Origin of the sequence: Bradyrhizobium septentrionale (assembly GCF_011516645.4) — a bacterium.
Lineage (GTDB): Bacteria > Pseudomonadota > Alphaproteobacteria > Rhizobiales > Xanthobacteraceae > Bradyrhizobium > Bradyrhizobium septentrionale.
Genome location: NZ_CP088285.1, coordinates 9,580,559 through 9,595,657 on the forward strand (window position 1 = coordinate 9,580,559; position 15,099 = coordinate 9,595,657).

General features: G+C 64.8%; 15 protein-coding genes. 5 read left to right on the top strand and 10 right to left on the bottom strand.

Annotated features, from left to right (window positions below):
- Positions 1-53 precede the first annotated feature (53 nt).
- The 10 genes from HAP48_RS48070 to HAP48_RS48115 all read right to left on the bottom strand — a co-directional run bounded on the left by HAP48_RS48070 (position 54) and on the right by HAP48_RS48115 (position 8,929).
- Positions 54-908 carry an HpcH/HpaI aldolase/citrate lyase family protein gene (locus HAP48_RS48070; protein ID WP_166207870.1) on the bottom strand — a complete coding sequence of 285 codons (855 nt, stop codon included), beginning with the start codon at positions 906-908 and terminating at the stop codon, positions 54-56.
- A 3-nt stretch (positions 909-911) separates the two neighbouring features.
- The gene (locus HAP48_RS48075; RefSeq protein WP_166207873.1) at positions 912-1,367 is read right to left on the bottom strand and encodes a MaoC family dehydratase; all 456 of its coding nucleotides are present in this window, start codon (positions 1,365-1,367) and stop codon (positions 912-914) included.
- Positions 1,368-2,144, bottom strand: a complete 777-nt coding sequence (locus HAP48_RS48080; protein WP_166207876.1) for an enoyl-CoA hydratase/isomerase family protein — start codon at positions 2,142-2,144, stop codon at positions 1,368-1,370.
- Positions 2,145-2,160: 16 nt separating this feature from the next.
- Positions 2,161-3,366, bottom strand: a complete 1,206-nt coding sequence (locus HAP48_RS48085) for a CaiB/BaiF CoA transferase family protein (RefSeq protein ID WP_166207879.1) — start codon at positions 3,364-3,366, stop codon at positions 2,161-2,163.
- Between the two features lie 27 nt (positions 3,367-3,393).
- Positions 3,394-4,110, bottom strand: coding sequence for an ABC transporter ATP-binding protein (locus HAP48_RS48090; RefSeq protein WP_166207882.1), 717 nt, complete (start codon positions 4,108-4,110; stop codon positions 3,394-3,396).
- Positions 4,107-4,865 (bottom strand): ABC transporter ATP-binding protein, encoded by a 759-nt coding sequence (locus HAP48_RS48095; protein WP_166207885.1) that lies wholly within the window; start codon positions 4,863-4,865, stop codon positions 4,107-4,109. The genes HAP48_RS48090 and HAP48_RS48095 overlap by 4 nt, the downstream gene beginning before the upstream one ends.
- Positions 4,866-4,867: 2 nt before the next feature.
- Entirely contained in the window at positions 4,868-5,647 is a 780-nt protein-coding gene (locus HAP48_RS48100) for an SDR family NAD(P)-dependent oxidoreductase (RefSeq protein WP_166207888.1), read from the bottom strand.
- Positions 5,644-6,672: a branched-chain amino acid ABC transporter permease gene (locus HAP48_RS48105; RefSeq protein ID WP_166207891.1), complete on the bottom strand. Its 1,029-nt coding sequence runs from the start codon at positions 6,670-6,672 to the stop codon at positions 5,644-5,646. The genes HAP48_RS48100 and HAP48_RS48105 overlap by 4 nt, the downstream gene beginning before the upstream one ends.
- Entirely contained in the window at positions 6,669-7,571 is a 903-nt protein-coding gene (locus HAP48_RS48110) for a branched-chain amino acid ABC transporter permease (RefSeq protein WP_166207894.1), read from the bottom strand. Before HAP48_RS48110 ends, HAP48_RS48105 begins: the two co-directional genes overlap by 4 nt.
- Before the next feature lie 98 nt (positions 7,572-7,669).
- Positions 7,670-8,929, bottom strand: a complete 1,260-nt coding sequence (locus tag HAP48_RS48115) for an ABC transporter substrate-binding protein (protein WP_166207897.1) — start codon at positions 8,927-8,929, stop codon at positions 7,670-7,672.
- Between the two features lie 172 nt (positions 8,930-9,101).
- Here HAP48_RS48115 and HAP48_RS48120 point away from each other — a divergent pair, with 172 nt between their 5' ends.
- The 5 genes from HAP48_RS48120 to HAP48_RS48140 all read left to right on the top strand — a co-directional run bounded on the left by HAP48_RS48120 (position 9,102) and on the right by HAP48_RS48140 (position 15,073).
- Positions 9,102-10,598 carry an AMP-binding protein gene (locus HAP48_RS48120; protein WP_166207900.1) on the top strand — a complete coding sequence of 499 codons (1,497 nt, stop codon included), beginning with the start codon at positions 9,102-9,104 and terminating at the stop codon, positions 10,596-10,598.
- A complete protein-coding gene (locus HAP48_RS48125; protein ID WP_166207903.1) occupies positions 10,595-11,239 on the top strand; it encodes a TetR/AcrR family transcriptional regulator in 645 nt (214 codons plus the stop codon). Before HAP48_RS48120 ends, HAP48_RS48125 begins: the two co-directional genes overlap by 4 nt.
- A complete protein-coding gene (locus HAP48_RS48130) occupies positions 11,236-12,009 on the top strand; it encodes an SDR family NAD(P)-dependent oxidoreductase (RefSeq protein WP_166207906.1) in 774 nt (257 codons plus the stop codon). The genes HAP48_RS48125 and HAP48_RS48130 overlap by 4 nt, the downstream gene beginning before the upstream one ends.
- Before the next feature lie 9 nt (positions 12,010-12,018).
- Positions 12,019-13,941 (top strand): flavin-containing monooxygenase, encoded by a 1,923-nt coding sequence (locus HAP48_RS48135; protein ID WP_166207909.1) that lies wholly within the window; start codon positions 12,019-12,021, stop codon positions 13,939-13,941.
- A 502-nt stretch (positions 13,942-14,443) separates the two neighbouring features.
- On the top strand, positions 14,444-15,073 hold the full coding sequence (locus HAP48_RS48140) for a 2-hydroxychromene-2-carboxylate isomerase (protein WP_166207912.1): 630 nt from the start codon (positions 14,444-14,446) through the stop codon (positions 15,071-15,073).
- Positions 15,074-15,099: the final 26 nt, after the last annotated feature.

The following is a 15,099-nucleotide window of genomic DNA, read 5'->3' on the forward strand; positions in this document are numbered from 1 at the left end:
TGATGATCGCCGCCCTCATCGCCGAGGGCGCGCCGATCGAGCCAACTTCCCGACTATTTCCTGCGCGACGCCAAAATCTTCTCGGCGGCGCGAAGGTGCGGCTTGTCTAGCATCTTGCCGTCCATTTTGGCGACCCCGGACGGATTGCCGGCGAACGCGGCAACCACCCGCTCCGACCACGCGATCTCCTCATCCGTCGGCATGAAGGCCGCGTTGACGACGTCGACATGCTTGGGATGGATCACGGCTTTGGCCAGGAAGCCGTCCTGCCGCGCGGCAATGGCCTCCGCCTTCAACGCATCGAGATCGTTGATGTCGGTGGCAATGGTATCGATCGCGACCACCCCGGCGGCGGCCGCGCCGATCAGGCAGAGATCGCGGGCCAGGATGAAGGGGGAATGATAGCGGCCGTCGGTCCGGTTGCGCGTTGCCCCGAGCGAGGCCGCGAGATCCTCGGCGCCCCACATCATGCCCCAGAGACGCGGGCTCATATTCTCGAAGTCGAGGATTTTCAACACCGCCCGCGCCGTCTCGGTCGCGACCGTGACGATCCGCGTAGACCCCTGCGCGATATCAGAAGCGGCCTCGAACGCGTCGAGATACAGCGCGAGCTTGTTGACATCGGCGGCGCCGGCGCATTTCGGCAGCACGATGCCGTCGGGCTTGCCGGGCATCACGGCGGCGAGATCGCCGAGCGTCAAATCGGTGTCCAGCGCATTGACGCGGACATAGAGCTTCTGGTCCGGATTGCGCGCATCGAGCATCTCGCGCGTGATGCCCCGCGCGACGACCTTCTGGTCCGGTGCGATGGAATCCTCGAGATCGAGGATCAGCGCATCGGCCGCGGTCTTCTTCGCGCTCTCATATTTACGGGTGCTGTCGCCGGGAACGAACAGGAACGATCGCATTGTCTATGCCTTCGGCTTGCAGTGCATCAGGCCGGTGCGGCGGCAGCTCGCCACCACCTCGCCGCGCTGATTGGTCATGGTGTGCTCGAATTCGACGATGCCCTGGGTCGGCCGCGACTTGCTGGCGCGCTTGCCGATGATCCTGGTGTGCGCCTTCAGGGTGTCGCCATGGAACACCGGCTTTGGAAACTTGACGTCGGTCATGCCGAGATTGCCGACCGTGGTCCCCAGCGTCGTGTCGTACACGCTCATGCCGATCATGATGCCGAGCGTATAGAGGCTGTTGAACAGCCGCTGGCCGAACTCGGTCTTCTCGGCAAAATGCGCATCGAGATGCAGCGGCTGCGGGTTCATGGTCAGGAGGCTGAATAGGGTGTTGTCCATCTCCGTCACGGTCCGGCTGAACTCGTGATGGAATTCCTGCCCGACCTCGAACTCTTCGAAATACAATCCAGCCATTTACCGTCCCTTGTAGTTGGGCGTCCGCTTCTCGACGAACGCATTCAGCCCTTCCTGGCAGTCTTCCGTCGACGCCACCACCACAAAGCTCTCCGCCGTATTCTCGACCGAACGTCGGAAATCAGCATCGACTGCGCGCATGAAGGCGTCGCGGCCGATCTTCATCACGATCGGCGACTTCGCCGCAAACTTCCGCGCGATCTCGCGCGCTCGCTCCAGCGCAGTGCCCTTCGGCACCACTTCGCTGAGCAGCCCCATGCGATGGGCGGTCGCCGCATCGAAGGGCTCGCCGAGGAACAACGGGCCGAACGCCTGGTGTTTTCCGACCAGCCGCGGCAGCTGCACGAAGTGGATCGCCGGGATCAGGCCGACATCGATCTCGGGATAGCCGAAGGTCGAACCGTCGCCCGCAATGATCATGTCACAGGAAATCGCGATCGTCATGCCGCCGGCCCGCACCGCGCCATCGATCGCCGCAATCGTCGGCTTGCCCATGCGATATTGGGTATCGTTCAGTGCGAAATACAGCCGCTCGAGGAATGTCTTGGTCTCGATGGCGGGCTTGCCCCTGACGATGTCGAGGTCGAGGCCGGCGCAAAACACCTTGTGGGCGCTGCTGATGATGACGGCGCGCACGCCCTGATCATCGCGCGCTTTTGCCAGCGCCGCCAGCAGCGCGTCGATCAGGGGGATGCTGAGCGCATTGACCGGCGCGCGATCCAGAACGATCTCCGCGATCTGATCAGCGACCGAGTAACGAACGAGGTCCGTGCTCATGATGTATTGCCTCCAATTATCGCTTGGCTTGCCGCACCGCGCCTGACAGCAGCAGGCCGTCGATCTCTGCGGAACCGAAACCAGCCTCTATCAGCACGGCGCGGCTGTCCTGTCCAACATCAGGCGCGGGACAGAGGTGATCCTCGGAGAGGGTCGCGATCCCCGGCGTGCGTGGGGTGTAGACCGCACCGACACCCGGCGTATCGTGTCGCACCGACGCCCTGGTCGCCTCGACATGGGCGTTGCGCAGCCATTCGCCGGGACTGAGGATCCGCTCGGCGATGATATCGCCGGCGTGCAGTCGCGTCAGCCAGGCGTCAGCCGGCTGGGTCAGGAACACCTCGCACAGCTGCGGGATCAGCGTGTCGGCCGCATCGGCGCGCCGGGCGAAATCGGCGAAGCGCGGATCGCTGGCGAGATCCTCGCGGCCGATCACGGTGCACAGCCGCTTGTACTGCGGCTCGTTCACCAAGGTCACCATCATCCAGCCGTCCTGGGTCTGGTAGGTGCCAGCCGGCACGTTGAGCGCGCGCGGCGCACCGCCCTCGAGGATGAACTCCGCGACCTTGTGGCCGAGCAGCGCCGACGTCGACTGGCAGAGATTGACGTCGATCCAGCGGCCGGTGCCGACCGTCGCGCGCGCGAACAGCGTCGTCGCGATCGCCTGGAACGCATACACGCCGGTGACGACGTCGGAGATGGTGGTGCCGACCCGATGCGGCACACCATCGGTCCCGACATTGACCGAGACCAGGCCAGAGAACGCCTGCGCGACCGAATCCGAGCCGGGCCGCTTCGAGTATGGCCCGCTCTGCCCAAAGCCGCTGACCGACAGATAGACCAGGCCGGGATTGTCCCGCGACAGGCTCTCATAGCCGAGCCCGAGCCGCTCGGCGACACCAGGGCGAAATCCTTCGATCAGCACGTCGGCCTCGCGCGCCAGAAGCTGCGCGATCGCAATCCCATCCTTGTGCTTCATGTCGAGGCACAGGCTGCGCTTACCGCGGTTGTAGACCGCCGACAACGTCGTGTGATTGCCGTAGGTGGTGCCGAGATAGCGCGACCAGTCGCCTTCCGGCGGCTCGACCTTGATGACGTCGGCGCCATAGACCCCGAGCAGCATCGCGCAATAGGGCGAGGCGATCCCCTGCCCGAAATCGAGCACTTTCAGCCCGCGATACGGCGCCTCGTGCGTCGGCGTCAGCCTGCGTTCGCCCGTCATTAGTCCTCCCATGACTTTCGAAGGGCCCTAGAGCGCCAGATAGCGCTGCCGGATGTTGTCGTTGGCCTTCAGCTCTTCGATGGAGGATGTGTAGACGATCCGTCCCTTGTCGATAACCGTCGCGTGGCTCGCAAGGCCAAGGCAAAAATGCATGTTCTGCTCGGCGATCAACACTGTGGCACCGGTGCCGCGGAGCTGCCTCAGCAGCTCGCCGATGCGCTGCACGATGATCGGCGCCAGCCCCTCGCTCGGCTCATCCAGTAGCAGCAGCACCGGATTGCCCATCAGCGTGCGGGCGATCGCCAGCATCTGCTGCTCACCGCCGGAGAGCCTTCCGGCGATCCGGTGCCGCAGCGGCTCCAGCAGCGGGAACACGTCATAGACGCGACGGATCGACCACTCATCCTCGCCATCAGGCCCCTTCTTCTGGCCGATGACGAGATTGTCCTCGACGGAATGCTCGGGAAAAATCTGGCGGTCCTCGGGCACGAAGCCGAGCCCGGCCCGCGCGATGTGATGCGGCCTCATCCCGGACACCACGCGGCCGCGCAAGGTCACCTTGCCGCGGCGCGCCGGCGCCAGCCCCATGATCGCCTTCATGGTGGTCGACTTGCCGGCACCGTTGCGGCCGAGCAGCGCCATGGTCTCGCCCTGCCGCACCGAAAGGCCGACACCGAACAGGATCTGGCTGGTGCCGTAGTAGACGTCGAGGTCCTCGACCTGCACCACGGGCTGCGCGCTCATGCCACCGCTCCCGCGTGGTCGTCGCTGCCGAGATAGGCTTCGATCACGGCATCGTTTCGCCGGATCGCGTCCGGCGTCCCGGTCGCAAGGATCCGGCCGTAGCACAGCACGACGATCTGCGGCGCGATCTTGAACACGATATCCATGTCGTGCTCGATGAATACGACGGTGATCTTCTGCTTTTCCCAAAGCTCGCGCACCTTGTCGATCATGCGCCAGCGCTCCTCGGTGCCCATGCCCGCGGTCGGCTCGTCCAGCAGCAGCACCTTGGGTTCGAGCACCAGCGCGAGCGCGATATCGAGCAGCTTCTGGTCGCCATGCGACAGCGTCGCCGCGGTCCTGTTGCGCTTGCTGGCGAGGCCGAGCAGCTCCATCGCGTGCTCGGCGCGGTCGCGCGTCTCGGCCAGTGGAAAACGGCGATGCATCACGCCGGCGCGGCGCTGGTCGGCGCAGACCGCTGCCAGCATCGTCTCCTCGACCGTCAGCGACGGGAAGATGCTCGCGACCTGGAAGGCGCGGCCGATGCCGTGACGGACGATCTCGGGCGGCGTCTTGCCCGCCATGTCGACGCCGTTGAGCAGGATTTGGCCTGCGTCCGGCCGCAGCGCGCCCGTGATCAGATTGAAGAAGGTGCTCTTGCCGGCGCCGTTGGGACCGATCACGGCGGTGAGCGAACCATCGGCAAAGTCGAGCGAGACATTGTCGGTCGCCTTGACCCCGCCAAAGGATTTCGAGAGGGCGCGAATCTCCAGCATGGCTAACCGCTCGCCTCCCGCAGGCCGCCATAGCTGTTCCACGACGTGGCGACGAGCCATCCGCAATCGACCGGCACATTGGCGCCGGTCATCGCGGAGGCCGCATCGGACGCCAGGAACGCGACCACGCGGCCGATCTCCGAGGGATCGACGAGACGGCGAAGCGCTGCGTTGGCAGCCAGCGCGGAGACATCCCGCTCGCCGCGATCGATGGCATTCTTCAACGCCGGCGTCAGCGTGTAGCCGGGCGACACGGCGTTGACGCGGATTCCGGACGGTCCCCACTCCGCCGCCAGGCACTCAGTGATGGCGATCACCGCGGCCTTGGCAGGCGCATAGGCGTGTAGCGGCATCGAGCGCATGCCGGCAATCGAGGCGATGTTGACGATGCTGCCGCGCTTGCGCGCGATCATCTGCCGCGCAAAGGCGACGCAGGCGACATAGGTGCCGCGCTGGTCGACCCGCACCACGTCGTCCCAGGAGGACATCGGCAGATCTTGCGGCCGGACCGGCACCTGGATGATGCCGGCGCTGTTGACGAGCACATCGACGGGGCCGCAGTCCCGCTCGATCGCCCCGGCGCAGGCCTCAACGCTGCGCTCGTCTGCGACATCGGCGGCAAACGCCTTGCCGCCGACTTCCGCTGCAACCGTCTGCGCCTTGACGAGGTCGCGGTCGACGACCGCTACGAGATCGCCCGCCGCCGCCAGCTCGCGGACGCAGGCCGCGCCGATGCCGCTGGCGCCGCCGGTGACGACGCTGATCCGTCCTTTGGCACTCATGGCGCGCGCTCCCCGGCAGCTCCGCGACGCTGCGCGAACCATTCGACGACAAAGTCCATCAGGCCCTTTCGCAGGCCGATCGCAAAGAACAGGATCACGATGCCGAGCACGATGCCGTGATACTCGGTCAGGCGGGTGACGGTATCATTCAGGATCAGGAACAGCATGGCGCCGACCATTGGCCCGAGGAACGTTGTCACGCCGCCGAGCATGTTGATGAAGATGCCCTCGCCGGAAATCGTCCAATAGGCGAATTCCGGATAGGCGCCGGAGACGAACAGCGCCATGATCATGCCACCGGTCGCGGCGAACAGCGCCGCCAGCACGAAGATTGTCAGCTTGGCGCGCCAGACGTCGATTCCGATGAAGCTCGCCCGCGTGGCGTTGTCGCGGATCATGCGCAGCGTGTAGCCGAACGGCGACTGTGCGATCTGTCGCATCAACAGCAGCCCGATCACCAGCAGCGCGCAGCTCGCGATGTAGAGATGCAGATGGTTCGAGAGGTCGATGCCGAGGAACGGCGGCCGTGGAATGCCGCCGCGCAGGCCCTGGTCGCCGCCGGTCAGCGACTGCCACGACAGGATGGTCGAGTGGATCAGCATCTGGAACGCCAGGGTGACGAAGGCGAAGTAGATCTCTTTCAGCCGCACGCAGATCGCTCCGATGACGACGGCGACGACCAGCGTCATCGCCAACGTGCCGACGAAGGCCACCGGGATCGGCACGCCGGTCTTCTGCATCATGAGGCCGAAACCATAGGCGCCGAGGCCGAAGAACATGCCATGCCCGAACGAGATCAGCCCGGTGTAGCCGACCAGAAGGTTGAGCGACGTCGCGAAAAGCCCGTAGGCCGCGCAGCGGATCACGAAGTCGAGCAGCTGCTTGCTGCCAAACAGCATCGGCAGCAGCGCGAGCACGGCAAACGCCGCGAACGCGATCAGCACATCGCGATAGCGCTGCGGTCTGGCATCGATCCGGGGAACCTCGAGCGGCTGCGCGCTCTGCCCGGCCTGCAACTCGGTCATGCGACCTCCTTGCCGAACAGCCCGGTCGGGCGCGACACCAGCACGATCACCATGAAGAGATACATCAGCCCCTCGGTGAACAGCGGGAAGCCGAGCGATCCGAACGAGCGGATCAGGCCGATCAGGAGCGCGCCGATCAGCGCACCCAGGATCGAGCCCATGCCGCCGATCACGGTGACGATGAAGGACTCGATCAGTACCGAGAACCCCATGCCCGGCGTCAGCGAGCGCACCGGCGCGGCTAGCGCTCCTGCCAGCCCCGCCAACATGCCGCCGAGCGCAAACACGCCACCATAGATCAGCCCGGTGTTGATGCCGAGCGCCGACACCATTCCGGGATTATGCGCAGCCGCACGGATCACCTTGCCGATCCTGGAGCGCGCCAGCGCCAGCCCGAGAACCACGGCCGCAGCGAGCGCCACGCCGATCAGCAGCAGGTAATATGGCGGCACCACGCCGCCGGCGATGAACAGCGGCGGCACCTGGAATGCGGCCGGCATGCCCATGGACCTGAATTCGGGCCCCCAGATCATGCGGACGACGTCGTCGAAGATCAGCACGAAGGCATAGCAGACCAGAAGCTGCATCAGCACGTCGCGGCCGTAGACGCGGCTCATGAAGACGCGCTCGAAGATCAGGCCGAGGATCGCGGTGCCGACGGCGCCGCTCAGTATCGCCAGCGCAAAGCTGCCGGTGAACTGATAGGCCGTCATCGCGAAATAGGCGCCGAACATATAGAAGGCGCCGTGGCTGAAATTGACCACCTTGAGGACGCCGAAGATCAGCGTCAGCCCGACGGCAACGAGAAACAGCAGCATGCCGATGATCAGGCCGCTGGTGGTCTGCGTCACCAGGCATGCAGGACTGGCGAGGCAACTGGCGAGCGCGTCGAGGTCCACGGGAAATCATCCATTACGGCGAGCCGCAGGGCCGGCGCGCGACAAACTTCAGATGAAAGGCGGAGACAGCACGCTGCTGCCTCCGCCCCGCATGCGGATCAGGTGTAGCCCTTGCTCTTCTTCCACTCGGCTTCGAGCTCGAAGATGGTCTTCCAGTCGCCGGCCTTCACGTCGGGCACGTAGGGCTCCTGCGGGATCGTGGTGCCCCAGCCGATCGCGTAGCCGACCAGCGTGTGATCGTCGGCCCGCATGGTGACGGTGCCGTCGGCGCCGAACGGGCACTTGATGGTGAGCCCGGTGAGGGCCTCCGCGACCTTCTTGCCGTCCGTCGAGTTCGCCTTCTTGACGGCCTCGTTGAGGAACATCACCGCCGTTGCGTTCTGCCAGGACCAGTTGGTCGGATATTCGTTGTACTTCGCCTTGTAGGCGTCGCCCCAGGCGGCATTCTCCGGGGTCGGCGGGAACGTCTTGATGTAGCGGTCGCCGGAGTGGATGCCCTTGGGCAGGTTCTTCACCACCGTGAGCGCGGTGTAGTCGGCCATGTTGACCGCGAACACCTCCATCTGGGTGAACATCGCATAGATGTTGGCCTGGTCGATGTAGGAGGTGAGATCGCCGCCCCACAGGCAGGAATACAGCGCCTGCGGCTTGGCCTGCAGGATCTTGGTCACCACCTCGGTGTAGTCGGGCTGGAACAGCTTCGGCCAGGACTCGCTGATGATCTCGACATCGGGCGCGAACTTCTTCAGATACAGCACGAATTCGCCCGTGGTGTCGCGGCCATAGGCATAATCGGGCGAACAGGTCGCCCATTTCTTCAGGCCCTTGGCCTTGGCGATCCCTGCGGCGTAGCCGGCGCCGACGATCGAGTCATGAATGCCCTGCCGTACGCAGCGGAAGGCGTTCGGGATGTGTTGCTTGGGATCGGCGGTCAGCGACGACGCCTCCGAGCAGGTGTGGATGCAGAGCACGCCGAGATCGCGCGCCACCTCGTGAACCGCGAACGATCCCGACGACGCCTCGCCGTCGAGCAGCATCTCGCAGCCGTCGGTGTTGACGAGCTCGCGCGCGATGCGGGCGGCTTCCTGCGGCTGTCCCTTGGAATCGCGGATCACCATCTCGATCTGCCGCCCGGCGAGCCCGCCGGCGGCATTGACCTTCTCGACCTCCAGCATCACCGCATTGCGCGAGGAGGTTCCGAGCTGCGCGACGCGGCCCGAGAGAATGGTCGGCATGCCGATCTTGATCGTCTTGGCCTGGGCGCGCGCCACCCACGGTGCGGCAAGGCTCGCCGCGCCGGCACCCATCAACGCAAGCGTCGAGCGCCGGGTGATGCCCGGTTTCCGGGTCCTCTTCATATTCCCCTCCCTGTCGGGTGTTGGCGTTCCCAAAATCCCTGTCGGAGATCGTTCCGTCTCCGTGACCGCAATGTTTTCAGAGCAGGGGGGGTGACGTCAAGCCAAAGATGAATTACGACTCATAATTCATCTAGGGAGAAACGGCGCCGGAAATCGGCCCGACAGGCGGCAAATGATCAATCTTTCCAGCTTCATCGCATTTCACGCCAAGCGGACTCCGGACCGCTGTGCGCTGAAATATCGCGGCGAAGATGTCTCCTATGCCGACTTTGATCTACGCATCCGCCAGGTCGGCGGCTGGCTCGCGGCCCGCGGGATCGCGCCCGGCGATGTCGTCGCGGTGCTGATGAAGAACAGCTCGGCTTTTCTCGAGCTGGTGTTCGCGACCAGCCATATCGGCGCGGTGTTCCTGCCGATCAATTATCGCCTGTCGGCCGATGAGGTCGGCTACATCGTCGGCAATTCCGGCGCGCGCCTGCTCGTCGCCGACGAGGAATTTGCCGCGATCGCAGCCGGCGATGCACCCATCGTGCTGCTCGATGAAGGCGCGCAGTCCAGCATCACCAATCTCGCGCCCGACACCGCGCCGGCGCCGATCCATGTACGCCAGCCACGCGACCTGATGCGGCTGATGTACACCTCGGGGACGACCGACCGCCCCAAGGGGGTGATGCTCACCTACGAGAACATCTACTGGAAATCCGCCGACCAGACGCTGGTGCTCGGGCTCAACGCCGACACGCGGCTGCTCGTCGTCGGCCCGCTCTATCATGTCGGCGGGCTCGACCTGCCCGGCATCTCGGTGCTTTGGCACGGCGGCATGCTGTGCATTCACCGCATCTTCGAACCGGAGCCGGCGCTGGCCGCGATCGAGCGGGAGAAGCTGAACGCCGCGTGGTTCGCGCCGGTGATGACCACGGCCCTCCTCACCTGCCCGAACCGCGACCGCTACGATGTCTCCAGCCTGCGATGGGCGATCGGCGGCGGCGAGAAGACGCCGGAGCTCCGCATCCGCGCCTTCTCGGATTATTTTGGGAATGCGCGCTACATCGATGCCTACGGCCTGACCGAAAGCTGCGGCGGCGACACCTTCATGGAGGCAGGCCGCGAGATCGAGAAGATCGGCTCGACCGGCCGCGCCATCGCCCATGTCGAGATCGAGATCCGCGATGATGCCGGCCAGCGCCTGCCCGCCGGCCAGAACGGCGAGATCTGCCTGCGCGGTCCGAAGGTCACGCAAGGCTACTGGAAGGACCCGGAGAAGACCGCATCCGCGTTCTTCGGCGACTGGTTTCGCACAGGCGACGTCGGCTATCTCGACGAGGACGGCTTCCTCTATCTGACCGACCGCAAGAAGGACATGATCATCTCCGGCGGCGAGAACATCGCCTCCTCCGAGGTCGAGCGCGTCATCTACGAAATGCCTGAGGTGCGCGAGGTCGCGGTGATCGGCCTGCCGGACGGGCGCTGGGGCGAAAAACCGGTCGCCATCGTGGTGCTGGCCGATAACGCAAAGCTCGACCTGCCCGATCTCACCGATTTCTGCCGTCCGCGGCTCGCCGGCTTCAAGGTGCCGCGGCAGTTGATCATCCGCGACAGCCTGCCGCGCAATCCATCCGGCAAGGTGCTCAAACGCGTGCTCCGCGCCGAACTCGAGGCCATCGCATGACACAAGCGACTTCCGCCAAGGTGACCAAGCTCAACCGGGTCGAGCGTAACGCCTGGACCAAGCAGAAGATCTTTGATGCCGCGACCAAGATCGTCGGCAAATACGGCTATGCCGAAGCCTCCGTCGCCCGCATCACCGAGGCTGCCGGCGTCGCGCAGGGCACTTTCTACAACCATTTCGAGAACCGCCAGGAATTGCTCGACCAGCTATTGCCGAAGATCGGCCTCGACATGGTCCGTTTCATCCATGCGCGCACCGGCACCGCCAGCGAGGCCCGTCAGGAGATCGAACGCTTCAGCGCCTTCTTCGATTTCATCCGCGAGGTACCGGAATTCCTGCGCATCCTCAACGAGGCCGAGTTCTTCGCACCGATCGGCTACCAGAAGCATTTCGACAACATCTCGAGCGCCTATGTGCGGATCCTGCAGCGCGCGCGCGCCGCGGGAGCTACCAACACATTCAGCGACGAGGAATTCGAGGCGATCGTCCAGGTGCTGATGGGCGCCCGCGGCTATCTCAGCCGCCGCTATTCCTACTCCGAGCAAGGCGTCACCGCCGTCCCCGATTACGTCATCACTGCCTACCAGAAGCTGGTTACGCGCGGCCTGTTCACCACGAGCGACAAGGGAAGAAAGTCATGAGCGCCGACGGCACCATCCTCGTCACCGGCGGCAGCCGCGGCATCGGCGCGGCGACCGCAACGCTGCTTACCGATCATGGCCACCGCGTCGTCATCGTCGATATCGCGCCCGAGCCGCTGGTTGGAACCGACGCCATCCTTTGGCCGGTGCCGTTCGACGTCGCGAGCGAAGCCGCCGTGGTCACGGGCATTGCCGATATCGAGAAGGCGCACGGCCCGATCTCCGGCCTCGTCAACGCGGCCGGCGTGTTCGGCAAGATGCACACGATCGAGCGGGTGCGGATGGAGCAATGGGACCGCGAGGTGAACATCGACCTGCGCGGCACCTTCCTGGTCGCGCGCAGCGTCGGCCTTGGAATGGCGAAGCGGCGGCATGGCGCGATCGTCAATGTCGCCTCGGTGGCCGGCATGACGTCGGGTCCGATCCACGCCTACACCGCGGCGAAGGCCGGCGTCATCCAGATCACGCAGACGCTCGCCGCCGAATGGGGCCGTTCCGGCGTGCGCGTCAACGCGGTGTCGCCCGGCTTCACCCGCACAGCGGCGCTCGAGGCCGGCATCGCGTCGGGCGCCCTGAACAGGGAGTTGCTGGCGCGCCCGACCGCGATGAACCGGCTGGTCGAGCCGATGGAGGTCGCGCAGGCGATCGCCTGGCTGCTCTCGCCGCAAAGCAGCGGCATCACCGGCATCAACCTCCCGGTCGATGCTGGCTACATCGTGGGCACCACCTGGGCCGCCTATGGCGGTCTGCCGGACGCGCCGGCCAGCTGAGGACAACGCATGAACATCGAGCTTCCGCGCAAACACCTCGATCTGTCCTCCGCCATCGCCGAGGGCGACATCCGCGTGCTGCTGATGGTGCTGGTGCACCTGACCGGCGACGAGAAATGGCTGGAGCCGCCCTACAAGCCGAAGCGCGACGTCCGCCTGATCCCCGATCCGGATGCCGGCGTGCCGAAGGAGATCCAGGACGAGATTCGCGCCGCCGTCCTCAACCTGTTCGCGAACGGCACGCCGAAGCCCGTCATCACCGATCCCGGCAACGAGCTGATGCTGCGGATGATGCGCGCGACGCTCGGTGAGAACGTCGCAGCGGAATACGCCCCGCTGATGCGCGAAGAGATGGCCTTCACCCCGCGCGATGCGCGCTGGCGCGAGCGCCCCTCCGGCGAGCGGCTGGCGCAGCAGCATGTGCTGATCGTCGGTGCCGGCGTGTGCGCGATCGCGCTTGGCGTTGCGCTCGGCCGGCTCGGCATTCCCTATACGATCGTCGAGAAGCAGGACGAGATCGGCGGCACCTGGTACGTCAACCGCTATCCCGGTTGCGGCGTCGATACGCCGAACCACTCCTATTCGTTCTCGTTCGGCGCCCGCAATCCGTGGACCCGCTATTTCGCGCAACGCCAGGAATTGCTCGACTACCTGCTCAAGGTCGTGCGCGAACACGACATCCGCAAGCACGTCCGCCTCTCTACCGAACTCGTTGCCTCCTACTGGGACGAAGCCAGGCGTCGCTGGATATCGACCCTGAAGACCGCGAACGGCGAAGAGACCTTCGAGTCCACCGCGCTGGTCAGCGCGATCGGCCAGCTCAACGATCCCTTGCCCGCCCGCTTTGAGGGAGACGAGAATTTCACCGGGTTGAAGGTTCATTCGGCGTTGTGGTCCGACGACATCAAGCTCGACGGCAAGCATGTCGCCGTGATCGGCACCGGCGCAACCGCGATGCAGTTGGTGCCGTCGATCGCCGACCGCGTCGCCTCGGTGACCGTCTACCAGCGCACCGCGCAATGGGCACGTCCGGTGAAGGGCTATTCCGATCCGATCACCGAAGGCGCGCAGTGGCTGCTCGCGCATCTGCCGTTCTATGTGCAGTGGTATCGCTTCAACATGTTCTGGCGCTACGGCGACGGGTTGCTGCCGTTCCTGCGCAAGGACCCGGCCTGGCCGCATCCGGACCGCGCTGTCAACAAGGGCAATGACCGCCATCGCCAGGAGCTGGCCGACTTCATCCTGTCCGAGCTGAAGGATCGCCCTGATTTGATCGAGAAATGCATGCCGACCTATCCGCCCTACGGCAAGCGCATCCTGCTCGACAACAACTGGTTCAAGACCCTGACCAGGCCGAATGTCGAGCTGGTCACCGACAAGATCGACCATTTCGCTGCAGAAGGAATCGTCACGGCTGACGGCAAATCGCGGCAGCACGACGTCATCGTGATCTCGACCGGCTTCAAGGTCTCCGAGATGGCGGCGCGTCTCAACATCACGGGACGCGACGGCAAGACTCTCAGGCAGGCGTGGGACCACGACAATCCGACTGCGTATCTCGGTCTCACCGTGCCGGACTTCCCCAACCTCTTCCTGATGCTCGGGCCCAATTCGGGACCTGCGCATGGCGGCAGCGTGATCTTCCAGTCCGAATGTCAGAGCCGCTACATCTCCGCCTGCCTCGTCGAGATGATCGAGAACGACATCGCTGCGATCGACGTGCATCCCGAAGCCCATGATCAATACATCCGCGAGGTCGATGCCGAGCATGAGCAGTTGATCTGGACACATCCGGGCATGACGACCTACTACCGCAACAGAAGCGGCCGCGTGTTCTCGGCGATGCCGTGGCGGTTCGTCGACTACTGGAAAATGACGCACGATCCGGACTTCACGCAGTATCGCCAGACCAAGGCGCGACAGGACGCCTGACCTGAATTACCCCTCTCGTTAACTTGACATGTGGCCATAACTGCCGCAGCATTTCGCTGACTGCACCTGTTGGAGTGCTGGAGCGCCTGCTCCTCGCGTCGCAGGAATTGACGGACGATTACGGGATCGGCCGCCAGGCAGCAGAAGCGGACAGATGTCCGTCGGCCCACCCTTGGAGAGGAGCATGACGCCACCGGCGAAAGCCAGCGACCTTGCTCGGCAAGGTCTCGGTGCACGTGAGGCGAACAGCAGCTGCTAGCCGCGTGTGCCGCCGACAATCTGAACATATCCGCAGGACGAGAGCGCAAAGGCCAAGCGCTTTTAGGTCCAGAATCACCACTGGTCTACACCAGAGATCCTTCGCTAAAACGAAGTAGCAGGGCCCCGCGATGCTTGAATGCACCGGGGCCCATTCGTTTGCCCGCCACCTCCCCTTCGTCGCACCGCATTGCGCCGCGGCCCTGGATCGGGAACAATTGTCGTGACGCGATGAGGAACGCTGATGGAAAAGCCGCGTGTGCGAGTCTACACCGACTACAAGTCTCCCTACGCCTATGTCGCCAACAAGCGGCTGTTCGAACTCGAGGAGAGCTGCGGCGTCGAACTGGAATGGCTGCCCTACACGCTGCGCATTCCCGAATTCATGGGCACGGTCGAGGCGCGCACACCGCACTTCTGGCGCAAGGTGCGCTACGCCTACATGGATGCGCGGCGGTTCGCCAATGCGCAGGGGCTCACCATGAAGGGCCCGCGCCGAATCTACGACGCGTTCTACGCCAGCGCCGGGATGCTGTTCGCGCAGCGCCATGGGCTGTTCCGGCCCTATCATGACACGGTGTTCCAGAGGTTCTGGAACCACGAGTTGGAGATCGACGAGCTGTCGGAGATTTCCGGCGTGATTGCCGCGGTCGGCGGCTCCGCTGAGGCGTTCGAGGCCTATGTTCGCGGCCCTGCCCGTGCGGAGCACGATCGCATCATCGACGAGGCGGAAGCGCTCGGCGTGTTCGGCGTGCCCAGCATGGTGTTCAACGGCGAGCTGTTCTGGGGCGGCGACCGCATCGACATGCTGATCGAAAGAATCAAGCGGCCGGAGACGATCGCGGTTGCGCTTGGGAGCAGGCACCGGACCTAGGCATCCGCTACTTCGAATCTGTCTCC

Coding starts and splice junctions, on each gene's coding strand:
- HAP48_RS48120 (WP_166207900.1), top strand. CDS start 9,102: ATGATCAATCTTTCCAGCTTCATCGCATTTCACGCCAAGCGGACTCCG.
- HAP48_RS48115 (WP_166207897.1), bottom strand. CDS start 8,929: ATGAAGAGGACCCGGAAACCGGGCATCACCCGGCGCTCGACGCTTGCG.
- HAP48_RS48105 (WP_166207891.1), bottom strand. CDS start 6,672: ATGACCGAGTTGCAGGCCGGGCAGAGCGCGCAGCCGCTCGAGGTTCCC.
- HAP48_RS48135 (WP_166207909.1), top strand. CDS start 12,019: ATGAACATCGAGCTTCCGCGCAAACACCTCGATCTGTCCTCCGCCATC.
- HAP48_RS48140 (WP_166207912.1), top strand. CDS start 14,444: ATGGAAAAGCCGCGTGTGCGAGTCTACACCGACTACAAGTCTCCCTAC.
- HAP48_RS48125 (WP_166207903.1), top strand. CDS start 10,595: ATGACACAAGCGACTTCCGCCAAGGTGACCAAGCTCAACCGGGTCGAG.
- HAP48_RS48085 (WP_166207879.1), bottom strand. CDS start 3,366: ATGACGGGCGAACGCAGGCTGACGCCGACGCACGAGGCGCCGTATCGC.
- HAP48_RS48130 (WP_166207906.1), top strand. CDS start 11,236: ATGAGCGCCGACGGCACCATCCTCGTCACCGGCGGCAGCCGCGGCATC.
- HAP48_RS48095 (WP_166207885.1), bottom strand. CDS start 4,865: ATGCTGGAGATTCGCGCCCTCTCGAAATCCTTTGGCGGGGTCAAGGCG.
- HAP48_RS48080 (WP_166207876.1), bottom strand. CDS start 2,144: ATGAGCACGGACCTCGTTCGTTACTCGGTCGCTGATCAGATCGCGGAG.
- HAP48_RS48075 (WP_166207873.1), bottom strand. CDS start 1,367: ATGGCTGGATTGTATTTCGAAGAGTTCGAGGTCGGGCAGGAATTCCAT.
- HAP48_RS48100 (WP_166207888.1), bottom strand. CDS start 5,647: ATGAGTGCCAAAGGACGGATCAGCGTCGTCACCGGCGGCGCCAGCGGC.
- HAP48_RS48090 (WP_166207882.1), bottom strand. CDS start 4,110: ATGAGCGCGCAGCCCGTGGTGCAGGTCGAGGACCTCGACGTCTACTAC.
- HAP48_RS48070 (WP_166207870.1), bottom strand. CDS start 908: ATGCGATCGTTCCTGTTCGTTCCCGGCGACAGCACCCGTAAATATGAG.